General features: G+C 70.8%; 10 protein-coding genes. 5 read left to right on the top strand and 5 right to left on the bottom strand.

Going from position 1 to position 11,060, the window contains the following annotated elements:
• Positions 1–80: 80 nt before the first annotated feature.
• On the top strand, positions 81–803 hold the full coding sequence (locus ABZO29_RS28635; RefSeq protein WP_367326278.1) for an LPXTG cell wall anchor domain-containing protein: 723 nt from the start codon (positions 81–83) through the stop codon (positions 801–803).
• Between the two features lie 65 nt (positions 804–868).
• Positions 869–2,194: an FAD-binding oxidoreductase gene (locus ABZO29_RS28630; RefSeq protein WP_367323050.1), complete on the top strand. Its 1,326-nt coding sequence runs from the start codon at positions 869–871 to the stop codon at positions 2,192–2,194.
• Here the strand turns inward: ABZO29_RS28630 and ABZO29_RS28625 are convergent.
• The 3 genes from ABZO29_RS28625 to ABZO29_RS28615 all read right to left on the bottom strand — a co-directional run bounded on the left by ABZO29_RS28625 (position 2,184) and on the right by ABZO29_RS28615 (position 4,571).
• Positions 2,184–2,759, bottom strand: coding sequence for a biotin transporter BioY (locus ABZO29_RS28625; protein ID WP_367323049.1), 576 nt, complete (start codon positions 2,757–2,759; stop codon positions 2,184–2,186). The genes ABZO29_RS28630 and ABZO29_RS28625 overlap by 11 nt on opposite strands.
• 315 nt (positions 2,760–3,074) lie before the next feature.
• Positions 3,075–3,851: an SAM-dependent methyltransferase gene (locus tag ABZO29_RS28620; RefSeq protein WP_367323048.1), complete on the bottom strand. Its 777-nt coding sequence runs from the start codon at positions 3,849–3,851 to the stop codon at positions 3,075–3,077.
• A gap of 57 nt (positions 3,852–3,908) precedes the next feature.
• Positions 3,909–4,571 carry a DsbA family protein gene (locus tag ABZO29_RS28615; protein WP_367323047.1) on the bottom strand — a complete coding sequence of 221 codons (663 nt, stop codon included), beginning with the start codon at positions 4,569–4,571 and terminating at the stop codon, positions 3,909–3,911.
• 194 nt (positions 4,572–4,765) lie between these two features.
• Here ABZO29_RS28615 and pepN point away from each other — a divergent pair, with 194 nt between their 5' ends.
• The 3 genes from pepN to ABZO29_RS28600 all read left to right on the top strand — a co-directional run bounded on the left by pepN (position 4,766) and on the right by ABZO29_RS28600 (position 8,954).
• Complete coding sequence (gene pepN / locus ABZO29_RS28610; protein ID WP_367323046.1) at positions 4,766–7,354, top strand: aminopeptidase N; 2,589 nt, start codon at positions 4,766–4,768, stop codon at positions 7,352–7,354.
• A gap of 211 nt (positions 7,355–7,565) precedes the next feature.
• Positions 7,566–8,615: a hypothetical protein gene (locus tag ABZO29_RS28605; RefSeq protein WP_367323045.1), complete on the top strand. Its 1,050-nt coding sequence runs from the start codon at positions 7,566–7,568 to the stop codon at positions 8,613–8,615.
• 96 nt (positions 8,616–8,711) lie between these two features.
• Positions 8,712–8,954 carry a hypothetical protein gene (locus tag ABZO29_RS28600; protein WP_367323044.1) on the top strand — a complete coding sequence of 81 codons (243 nt, stop codon included), beginning with the start codon at positions 8,712–8,714 and terminating at the stop codon, positions 8,952–8,954.
• 11 nt (positions 8,955–8,965) lie between these two features.
• Here the strand turns inward: ABZO29_RS28600 and ABZO29_RS28595 are convergent, their stop codons facing one another.
• Positions 8,966–9,646 (bottom strand): hypothetical protein, encoded by a 681-nt coding sequence (locus ABZO29_RS28595; protein WP_367323043.1) that lies wholly within the window; start codon positions 9,644–9,646, stop codon positions 8,966–8,968.
• Positions 9,647–9,706: 60 nt separating this feature from the next.
• A complete protein-coding gene (locus tag ABZO29_RS28590) occupies positions 9,707–10,900 on the bottom strand; it encodes a glycosyltransferase (protein WP_367326277.1) in 1,194 nt (397 codons plus the stop codon).
• Between the last annotated feature and the right edge of the window lie 160 nt (positions 10,901–11,060).

Genomic DNA, 11,060 nt, shown 5'->3' with positions numbered 1-11,060 from the left:
TAGTGCGGAGAAATCTTGTGGTACCTCTTCAAGTGCTGCGAATTCAGGCGCAGTCAGGGGGACGCAAGGGGGATGTGAACATGAGTTCTCGTCGTATGACGACCATCGCAGGATCGCTGGTCGCGGCATCTTTCTCGACGGTGATGATTTTTTCCTTCACCGCGAGCGCCGACGACCAGGGACCCGGAAGCAGCAAGGGGGGAAAGGCCGTTGACGAGGCACCCGCGGGCGTAAAGCTGACGACGACGCTGCCCGAGCAGATCTCGGTCGACAACAGCTCCCAGGAAACGGCGATTACGGCCACCGTGAAGAACGAAGGGACCAAGGACAGCGGCAAGATCCAGCTTTTGGTCGTCGGTTTCGACGGCCTGACGGTCAAAAACGTTCAAGGCTGCTCGGCGATCGAGAAAGGGAATCTCCCCCCGGGGTCGAACAGCGGTTTCGCCTGCCCGATCGACAATCTCGCGGCCGGCGCGTCGAAGTCCTACGACGTCGACGCCGGCTTCGATCTGAGCAAGACCGGAAAGATCTGTCTGCCCGTTCAGACCGGTGACGGGAAGAAGACGTTCTGGCAGCAGGGCCCGGTCCCGTTCGGTACGACGAACCCGTCACCGAACGCTCCGGCCACACCGCTGCTGCTCGGCACCGACAACAAGCCCGTGGCGCCGGGCGGTGACGAGCTGCCCAAGACCGGTGTGGGACGCGACGTCCTGCCGCTGGGCGCGGCCGGCGCCGGTCTGATCGCGGCGGGCGTGGCCGGGCTGTGGTGGTCGCAGCGGCGGCCGGAACGGCAGGAGGCCTGACCCCCGGAAGCGAAGGAGGCATAACCTGACGGAGGCTGTCAGGTTATGCCTCCACCATCGGCCGTATGAACTCGCCGACCGACACCACCGACCTGCTCGTCCTCCGTCCCGGCGACCCCCGCTACGACGACGGGACGGCCGGTTTCCAGACCGGGTTCGCTCAGCGCCCCGCCCTCGTCGTCGCCGCCTCCCGCACCGACGACGTGGTCGCCGCCGTGCGGTACGCGGCCGCCGGGAAGCTGCCGATCGGCGTCCAGGCCACCGGGCACGGGCTGCCCGGCGCCGCGGAGGGCGGCGTGCTCGTCACCACCGGCCGCATGGACGGGGTGACCGTCGACCCCGAGGCCCGCACCGTCCGCGTCCAGGCGGGCGTCCGCTGGGGCCGGGTCGTGGCGGCCGCCGAGCCGTACGGACTCGCCCCGCTCAACGGTTCGGCGCCTTCCGTCGGCGCCGTCTCCTACACGCTCGGCGGCGGACTCGGCATCCTGGCCCGCGAGTTCGGGTACGCGGCCGACCATGTGCGCTCCCTGGACGTCGTCACGGCCGACGGACGTCCACGCCATGTGACCCGGGAGTCCGCCCCCGACCTGTACTGGGGCCTGCTCGGTGGCGGCCACGCCCTCGGTGTCGTCACGGAGATGAAGATCGGCCTCGTCCCCGTCCGCACCCTCTACGGCGGCTCGCTCGCGTTCGACGGGCGTGTCGTCGATCCGGCGGTCGTGCTGCGGGCGTACGAGGCGTGGACGCGGACCGTCCCCTCCACCCTGACCTCGTCCTTAGCCGCCGTACCGTATCCGGATATCCCGGCGCTGCCGCCGCATCTGCGCGGACGGTACGTCGTCTGCGTGCGCGTCGCGTACACCGGCGCCGACGGCGAGCGACTCGTCGCCCCGCTGCGGGAGATCGGGCCGGTGCTCGGCGATTCCCTGCGGGAGATGCCGTACGCCGGGAGCCACACCATCCACGGCGACCCGGACTTCCCGCACGCGTACTACGGGGACAGCTCGGTGCTGGGCGAGCTGGACGTCGACAGGGCCGGTGAGCTGCTGCGCCGTACCGGGCCCGACGCCGGGGCCATGTGCGTCGTGCAGATCAACCACCTGGGCGGTGCGCTCGCGCGGCCCGCGCCGAACTCGGTGCCGTACCGCGAAGGGCGTTTCCTGGTACGGCTGTTGACCATGGGTGAGCGGGAGAAGGCCCGTGCCCTGCTCGACCCCGCCTTCGCCCTGCTCGCGCCGGACTCGCTCGGCCGGGCGCTCAACTTCGCGTTCGGGGCCGGCGATCGGGCCGAGGGGCTGTACGACGCGGAGACGGCGAAGCGGCTCGCCGGGCTGAAGTCGCAGTACGACCCGGCGAACCTCTTCCGCAGGAACTACGGCGTCAGCGCCTGACGAGCCTCCAGGCGGTGGGCAGTACGCCCATCGCCAGGGCCGCCTTCAGGGCGTCGCCGATGAGGAACGGGGTGAGGCCGGCCGCGACGGCGGCACTCGCCGACATGCCGGTGGCCAGGGCCAGGTACGGGACACCGACGGCGTAGATGATCGCCTCGCCCAGCAGCATGGTGCCCGCCGTGCGCCACACGTTGCGGTCGGCGCCGCGCCGGGCCAGCGCGCCGACGGCGGCGGACGCGAGCACCATGCCGACGATGTAGCCGAAGGAGGGGGCCACCCCGGAGGACCCGCCGGCGAACACCGGCGCACCGGCCAGGCCGGCCAGCGCGTACACGAGGAGCGAGAGGAAGCCCCGGCCCGCGCCCAGGGCCGTGCCGACGAGCAGCGCGGCGAAGGTCTGGCCGGTCACCGGCACCGGGGAGCCCGGGACGGGGATCGAGATCTGGGCGGCGAGGCCGGTGAGCGCGGCGCCGCCGAGCACCAGCGCGATGTCCCGGACGCGGGAGGCGGGGAGCAGGTCGGCGAGGACCTCTCCGGTGCGGGCGGGGGCGGCGGCGGTGCTCATGGGGACTCCGGCGGGGTCTGGGCAGTTGGGGACGGCGTGACGCTATCCCAGGAGTCTCGGGCCGATCACCGTCGGTGGTCGACAAAGGCTTGATCGGGGGCTTGGTGGGCTCCCCACAAAGCGTGGCGGTTACACGTGATATGGCGTGATGATGGTCACTGAGGTGGGGTGGCCTCGGCTACTCGGGAGAGATCTGCACCCTCTGTTGGGTCTCACCAAACGGACGGCGCGCGTCTGGCCCGTCGGTCGCCGCGTGACCGACCGCCGCAGCAAGGCGCCCTCACGTGTGTCACGTGAGGGCGCCTTCCTGTCGGCTCAGGGCTTGCGGCCCAGGCCGCCGTGCTGGCCGATCGGCGTCGGGTCCGTGCCCGGCTCCGGGCGCCACAGGGGGACGGAGACGACCCCGGGTTCGACCAGTTCCAGTCCTTCGAAGTAGCCCTCGATCTCGTCGACCGGGCGCAGGAAGTACGGGACCGCGCCGGTCTCGTTGTAGGCGTCCTGGGCCTGTTCGTAAACGGGGTCGGTGCCGCGGGAGCCCTCGTTGAGGGAGAGATGGCTGCCGGAGGGAAGTCCGGCCAGGAACGCGCGGACGAGGTCGCGGGCCCGGTCGTAGCCGTCGACGTGTCCGAGGATGCCGCTGAGGATCAGGGCGGTGGGGCGGGTGAGGTCGAGGGTCTTCGCCGCCGCCTCCAGGATGCGCTCCGGCTCGTAGAGGCTGAGGTCCTCGTACGCCGTGTCCCCCTCCGGGGTGGAGGTGAGCAGGGCGCGGGCGTGGGCGAGGACCAGCGGGTCGTTGTCGACGTAGACGATCTTCGACTCGGGGGCGAGGCGCTGGGCGACCTCGTGGGTGTTGTCGACGGTGGGCAGTCCGGTGCCGACGTCGAGGAACTGGCGTATGCCGGCCTCCTCGACCAGGTACCGGATGCTGCGGCCGAGAAAGGCGCGGCTGCTGCGGGCGATGGTGACGATGCCGGGGAAGACGGCGGTGTAGGCGTCGCCGGCCGCCTCGTCCACCGGGTAGTTGTCCTTGCCGCCCAGCCAGTAGTTCCAGATGCGGGCCGAGTGGGGAACCGAGGTGTCTATCTCCGTCATGGAGGTAATGGTGCCCCCGCGAGGACGGCTCACGGGGGCCTTCCCGCACAGGAGTTGTCACAGATTGCTGAAGTCGGGGCCCTTGGTCCGCGTCCGCTTGATCTCGTAGAAGCCCGGGACCGAGGCGACCGCTATCGTGCCGTCCCAGAGGCGGACTGCCTCCTCGCCCCGGGGGGCGGGGGTGACGACCGGGCCGAAGAAGGCGATCTGCTCGCCGTCGGGGCCGGGGACCGCGATGACCGGGGTGCCGACGTCCTGGCCGACCTTGTCGATGCCCTCCTTGTGGGAGGCGCGCAGCTCGGCGTCGAACTCGAAGGCCTCCTGGCCGGCGTAGTCGATCAGGTCGGCGGGCAGTCCCACGTCGGCGAGCGCACCGGCGATCGCCTCGAGGGTCGGGCCCTCACCGTTGTTGTGGATGCGGGTGCCGAGCGCGGTGTAGAGCGGGCCGAGGACGTCTGCGCCGTGCTTCTGCCAGGCCGCGGTCACCACGCGCACCGGCTTCCAGGCCTGGGTCGCCAGCATCTCGCGGTACTGCTCGGGCAGTTCGTCCAGCTTGTTCTCGTTCAGGACGGCCAGGCTCATGATGTGCCAGCGGACCTCGATGTCCCGGACCTTCTCCACCTCGAGCACCCACCGGGACGTCATCCAGGCCCAGGGGCACAGCGGGTCGAACCAGAAGTCGACGGGGGTCTTCCCGGAAGAGGTCGCGGACTCGGACATGGTTCTCCTTGGGTACGGAGTAGGGGCACAGACGTTCCTTGAACCCGCAACATCTTTCTGCCCCCTCCCATTCCCCACCCTCCCCCCTTCCCTGCGCGTCCCATTTCCCTGCTGCCCGGCGTCAGGGGCACATGGCAGGATCGGCCCTGTCACACCTGTCCGCATGCCGAACACCATCCGAGGGAGTACCGCCCGTGCCCGGTGAGAACCTGACCCGCGACGAGGCCCGGGAGCGGGCCGCCCTGCTGTCCGTCGACGGGTACGACGTGTCCCTCGACGTGCGCTCCGCCGTCGGCGACGGGGACGGCGAACCGCGCACCTTCCGCTCCGTGACCACGATCCGCTTCCGGTGCAGCGAGCCCGGCGCGACGAGCTTCGCGGACCTGATCGCGCCGAGTGTGACGGCCGTCTCCCTCAACGGCAGGGACCTCGACCCGAGCGAGGTCTTCGACGGCTCCCGGATCACCCTGGAGGACCTGGCCGCCGACAACGAGCTGATCGTCGACGCGCAGTGCGCCTACTCCCGCACCGGTGAGGGCCTGCACCGCTTCGTCGACCCCGAGGACGGCGAGGTCTACCTCTACACGCAGTACGAACCGGCCGACTCCCGCCGCGTCTTCGCGGGCTTCGAGCAGCCGGACCTCAAGGCCCCGTTCCGCTTCGAGGTGCGGGCGCCGGAGGACTGGACGGTGTGGAGCAACGGGGTCGGCGAGCTGTCCGACGGTGTCTGGCGTTTCGCGGAGACGAAGCCCATCTCGACGTACATCACGTGTGTCGTGGCCGGCCCCTACCACTACGTGACGGATTCGTACGAGCGCGTCCTCGAGGACGGTACGAGGCTGGAGATCCCGCTCGGCGCCCTGTGCCGCAAGGGCCTGGCCCCCTACTTCGACGCCGACGACGTCTTCCTGGTCACCAAGCAGGGCCTGGACTTCTTCCACGACCACTTCGACTACCCGTACCCCTTCGGGAAGTACGACCAGGCCTTTGTGCCCGAGTACAACCTGGGAGCGATGGAGAACCCGGGTCTGGTGACCTTCCGGGAGGAGTTCATCTTCCGGGGCAAGGTGACGCAGGCCTCGTACGAGGGCCGGGCGAACGTCGTGCTGCACGAGATGGCGCACATGTGGTTCGGCGACCTGGTCACCATGGAGTGGTGGGACGACCTGTGGCTGAAGGAGTCCTTCGCCGACTTCATGGGCGCTTTCTCACTCGTCGGCGCGACCCGCTTCACCGACGGCTGGATCACCTTCGCCAACCGCCGCAAGGCGTGGGCGTACCGCGCCGACCAGCTGCCGTCCACGCACCCGATCACGGCCGACATCCGCGACCTGCAGGACGCAAAGCTCAACTTCGACGGCATCACCTACGCCAAGGGGGCTTCCGTACTGAAGCAGTTGGTGGCGTACGTCGGCCAGGACGCGTTCCTCGAGGGCGCGCGGCGCTACTTCAAGCGGCACGCGTACGGCAACACGCGCCTCGGCGATCTGCTGGCGGTCCTGGAGGAGACCAGCGGGCGGGACATGGGCGCCTGGTCGCGGGCGTGGCTGCAGACGGCGGGGGTGAACTCGCTGACCCCGCAGGTGCTGCTGAACGCGGAGGGCCGGGTCGACGAGCTCGCGGTGCTGCAGGAGGCGGCCGAGTCGCATCCGCAGCTTCGGCCGCACCGGGTGGCGGTGGGCCTGTACCGGCGTTCCGGGACGGGGGTGCTGGAGCGGTACGCACGGGTGGAGGTGGACGTCGACGGGCCTCGTACGGTCGTGGCGGAGCCGGCGGGCGCGGAGGCGCCGGAGCTGGTGCTGGTCAACGACGACGACCTGACGTACTGCAAGACCCGCTTCGACGAGACGTCGCTGGCGGCGCTGAGGCGGGGGCTGGGCGACATCACCGACCCGCTCGCGCGCGCCCTGTGCTGGTCGGCGCTGTGGAACATGACGCGGGACGCGCTGCTGCCGGCCCGGGACTTCGTCGATCTGGTGCTGCGGTTCGCGGGTCGGGAGTCCGACATCGGCGTGCTGCAGATGCTGCACGCGTGGGCGGAGTCGGCGGTCGTGCACTACGCGGCGCCCGACTGGCGGGAGCCGGGCGGCAGGCTGCTCGCCCAGGGAGCCTCGCTCCAGCTGTACGCCGCCGAGCCGGGCAGCGAGCATCAGCTGGCGTGGGCGCGTTTCTTCGCGCGCGTGGCCGACGTGCCGGCCGCCTTCGACCTGCTGACGGGTCTGCTCGACGCCACGGTCACCCTGCCGGGGCTGACGATCGACCAAGAGCTGCGCTGGGCGTTTCTGGAGGCGCTGGCGGTGCACGAGGTCGTCGGCGAGAAGGAGCTGGCCGCCGAACTCGCCCGCGACGACACGGCGTCCGGCAAGCGCCACCAGGTCCGCTGCCTCGCCGCGCGCCCCTCGGCGGCGGTCAAGGCGCAGGCGTGGGCGCAGGTGGTGGAGTCGGACGCGCTGTCCAACGCGCTGGTGGAGGCGACGATCGCGGGCTTCGCCCGGCCGTCGCAGCGGGAGCTGACGGCGCCGTACACCGTGAAGTACTTCGAGGCGATCGAGCGGGTGTGGGCGGAGCGGTCGATCCAGATCGGCATGGACGTGGTCCGCGGTCTGTTCCCGTCGCTGCAGGACTCGCAGGAGACGCTCGATGCGACGGACGCGTGGCTCGCGGCGCATGAGGGGGCGGCTCCGGCCCTTCGCCGCCTGGTCGTGGAGGCGCGGGACGATCTGGCGCGGGCGCTGCGGGGGCAGGCGTGCGATGCGAGTGCGGGGGCCGAGGCGGGGCGATAAGAAGACCTCTGGCCCAGGCTTGGTCACTCCGTAGCCGTTACGGAATTCAGGCAATAGGAGCCGTAACCCCTGACCCACCCCGAATGGACCAGGGGTTTTCGGCCCCTTTTCGACACCCGAACACTCGTCCTTTAGGGCAGGCTTGTCCAGATTTGTCGACGAGCGTGTAACAGCGGTTAAAGCCGGGGCGGAGCGCGGGAATCCGGGGGGCATGAACCACAACACCCCGCTTCCCCCGGCCTCCCACCGCCCCCTCGGCCACCTCTCCGAGGTCCACCGTCGCGTCATGCCGGCGGCAGAGCTGCGGGCACACGGCGTGTCGCCCGCCGAGGCGAACGAGCAGTGCCGCCCCGGCGGTCCCTGGCAGCAGTTCCTCCCGGGGGTGTTCCTGCTCCACCCCGGCCCGCCGACCAGCGAGGAGCGGCTGCACGCGGTACTGACCTACGCGGCGCGCGAGTGCTCACCGGGGGTCGTGCCGGCGCAGCCGACCGCCTGGGAAGCCCACCGCCCGATGTACAAGGAAGCCGTGATCACGGGTCTGGCCGCCCTCACCCTCCACGGCTTCACGTCGACGCCCCCACTGCTGTCCCTGGCGACGATCGACGTCCTGGTCCCCCGGCTGCGCCGCCTGCGTTCGACGGGCTGCGCGCGGATCGTCCGCACTGCGGCGCTGCCCACCCCGGAACAGGTCACCGGCCTCCCCGTCGCCCCCGTGCCGCGCGCCCTGGCGGACGCGGTGTCGGAACTGACGGACGCGGACGCCGTACGCCGGCTGCTGACGGAGGCGGTACGGGCCGGACACTGCGAACCAGCGGCAGTGGTAAGGGAGTTGAACCAGGCGAAGCTGCTGAGCCGCCCGCACGTGGTGGACGCGGTCGACTCGTTGCTGGCGGAGGGACGCGCGATCGCGGAGGACCGCCTGTACCGGATGGTGCGCGAGTTCGCCCTCCCGGAGCCGGTCTGGAACGTGGACCTGCGCCTGCCGGGCGGCCCCTTCCTGGGCGGCGTGGACGCGTACTGGCCGGAGCAGGCGGTGGCGCTGGAGCTGGACACCCGCGCCCCCCGCCCCGACGAGGACGCCCGGTGGTCGGAGTACGCCCGCAAGCGCGAGCACCTGGAGCGCCTGGGCATCACGGTCGTCCACATCACGCCGAGGAAGCTACGGGACGCGATGGAGCAACAGGCGGCCGTGGTCCGTACGGCGCTGATGGCGTCCGGCGACCGCGAACCGGCCGCGTACGTCGTGATCCTGCCCCGGTGACGGACGGGACCACCAGCAGGAGGGGAGTGGAGGGGCCGCCGGACCGCATCGGCGGCCCCTCCTCATGTCCGGGCGCAGGTGGTTGGGTAGGGCGGCATGAAGCTGAGAGGCGTGTTACTGGTGCTGTTCCTGCTCCCGCTCCTGTGGGGGTTGATCACCCTGGCGAGAGGCAGGGCGGCCGACGGCGCGCCGGAGTGCCCCGGCCTCCAACTGGACGAGGTGGGCGAGGAACACCCCGGCCGCCTGCGACCCGGCTTCACCTGCCACGTCCCCTACGACACCGTCACCGGCCGCTCGACGGGCACGAGGTTGCGGCGGCAGGCGCACGCCCGATCTTGACGCCGAACGACTCAGGCGTGCGCGCCGCGTGGATACCCGATCTGCGCAATGTCCTCCTCGAGGCCGGGTAGGTCGACCTCCGGATTGAGCGCCGACACGACGCTCTGCGTGAGGGGGCGCAGCGCGTACACGTGACGTACGGCCTCGAGGTCCACCCCGGTCTCGTAGTAGTCCTCCGCGAACTGCTGGTACGCCTCCGGACGGCCGTCGAGAAGGACGTCGAAGAGCCACTCGGTGCTGCCGTCGCCGTCCGCTCCATGCGGAAGGGGACCGGGGTTTCCCGCTCTCCACTCGACGTCGCTCACCTCTCGCCAGAAGCACACTGTCACCACCGGCGTCTCGGTCTCGTCGGTGAAGGCGGGCTCCGCGACATGCGGACGGAACGCCTCGGGGAGCCCGTCGAACAGTCCCGGCCACGGTGTCGGCGGTGTCTCCCGGTACGGACTCATCGGCGACTCGTGGTCGAAGCCGCGGGCGTAGGCCCCCGCCGGCGAGAAGACGATCGAGTACTCGTTGCCGGACCCATCGCGCATGGACGCCACTTCCTCGGTTGGCGACCAGCGGGAGGCGAACGAGTAGTACCGGGATTCCCATTCGGGGCTCATCACGGCATCCAGCATGGCCATGGCGCGGCAGCGGTCCCGGACGACCGGGATCGCAGGCAGTCGGCGGATCAGTTCATGGACGGACATGACCGCCATCCAAGCCGATCCCACTGACAGCGTCCCGGGCGGATCCGGTTCCCCCGCCCGTCAGAGCGGCTCCGGCAGCGTCGGCCTGGTGGCCGAGCCGGTGTGCACGCGGTCGATCAGGGCCGCGTACGACGCGATCATGCGTGTGCGGCTGAAGCGTTCACGGCTCGCGGTGAGGGCGGGGGCGAAGTCCGCGCGGGACGCGACCGCGTCCGTCCAGGCCCGGGCGATCGTCGCCGGGTCCTGCGCGGTCAGGATGCCGTGCCCCGCCACGATCGCCGCGGTGTCGCCCACGTCCGTGGCCACGGGCACCGCGCCGCACATCATGCCCTCGATGAGGCAGAGCGGGGCCGCCTCGCCCCAGGACGAGGTCAGGGCGACGACGTCGGAGCCGGCGTACACCGTCTCCATGTCCCGCCGTACGCCGAGCCGGTGCAGCCGGCCGGCCGTGAGACTCCGCTCCGTCCCGAACGCGACCTCGATGTCCGCGTCGAGCGCCGGATTCGCCTCCGCCCCGGTCATGCCCGCCCCGCACATCAGCACATGCCCCTCCGGCTCGTGCCGGAGCCACTCCCGGGCCGCCCTCAGGAACAGCGGCACGTTCTTCATGCCGTCGTAGCGGGCGGCGAAGACGACCACCGGTGCCGTGTCCGGGATGCCGAGGACCGTCCGGAAGGCCAGCCGGCGAGCCGGGTCGGGGCGGAAGCGGAGGAGGTCCACCCCGTTGGGGATCACGTGCAGCAGCCCGGCCGGGATGCCGGCCCTTTCGTACGCCGCCCGCGTCGACTCGGCGCAGCAGACGCAGGCCGCCACCGTGCCGTCGGCGATGGCGGCCTTCAGGTCGTCGAGGGCCGGGCCCTGGTTCTCCGGGTCCGAGCGGTGCAGGCAGACCACGACCGGGCGGCGCGGCAGACCCGCCTGGTTGAGGAGGCCGAGGGGCTGCTCCTTGAGGGAGAGGACGACGTCCGCCTCGGCCATGGACCGTGCCGTCTCGGCCAGCTCCGGCCCGCTGAATGTGGCCGGATCACTGCCCGGGCCGTACGTACGGCCGAGCGACGAGACCGTCACGCCGGCCTCCGTCAGCGCGCCGTAGCAGGCGTCGTCCTCCATCCGCTGACGTGTCGTCTCGCGGTGCACCTCTTGGTGGACGCTCAGCACCCGGTGGTGCTGCCCGCCCTCCCGGAGGCCCAGCAGGACGTCGGTGTGCACGATCCGTGCCCCGCCGGAGAAGAAGCCGTCGTAGACCGACAGCACACGCAGTCCGTGTCCAGAGCGCACACGATCACCCGCCTAGCACACATATCAAGCCATCCCCGTGAAGTGCGGGTTAGCCGATATGAGGCGGTACGGACGTTACGTACGAATGAACACGATGCTTCGTGACTGCAACTCGCCGCAGAACTCACCCTCGATC

Source organism: Streptomyces sp. HUAS ZL42 (assembly GCF_040782645.1).
Classification (GTDB): domain Bacteria; phylum Actinomycetota; class Actinomycetes; order Streptomycetales; family Streptomycetaceae; genus Streptomyces.
The sequence above is the reverse complement of the archived record's forward strand: the minus strand, read 5'-3'. Positions and strand labels throughout refer to the sequence as shown.

Excerpts from the sequence above, each read along its gene's own strand:
- ABZO29_RS28635 (WP_367326278.1), top strand. The coding sequence starts at position 81 with ATGAGTTCTCGTCGTATGACGACCATCGCAGGATCGCTGGTCGCGGCA.
- ABZO29_RS28630 (WP_367323050.1), top strand. The coding sequence starts at position 869 with ATGAACTCGCCGACCGACACCACCGACCTGCTCGTCCTCCGTCCCGGC.
- ABZO29_RS28625 (WP_367323049.1), bottom strand. The coding sequence starts at position 2,759 with ATGAGCACCGCCGCCGCCCCCGCCCGCACCGGAGAGGTCCTCGCCGAC.
- ABZO29_RS28620 (WP_367323048.1), bottom strand. The coding sequence starts at position 3,851 with ATGACGGAGATAGACACCTCGGTTCCCCACTCGGCCCGCATCTGGAAC.
- ABZO29_RS28615 (WP_367323047.1), bottom strand. The coding sequence starts at position 4,571 with ATGTCCGAGTCCGCGACCTCTTCCGGGAAGACCCCCGTCGACTTCTGG.
- ABZO29_RS28605 (WP_367323045.1), top strand. The coding sequence starts at position 7,566 with ATGAACCACAACACCCCGCTTCCCCCGGCCTCCCACCGCCCCCTCGGC.
- ABZO29_RS28600 (WP_367323044.1), top strand. The coding sequence starts at position 8,712 with ATGAAGCTGAGAGGCGTGTTACTGGTGCTGTTCCTGCTCCCGCTCCTG.
- ABZO29_RS28595 (WP_367323043.1), bottom strand. The coding sequence starts at position 9,646 with ATGTCCGTCCATGAACTGATCCGCCGACTGCCTGCGATCCCGGTCGTC.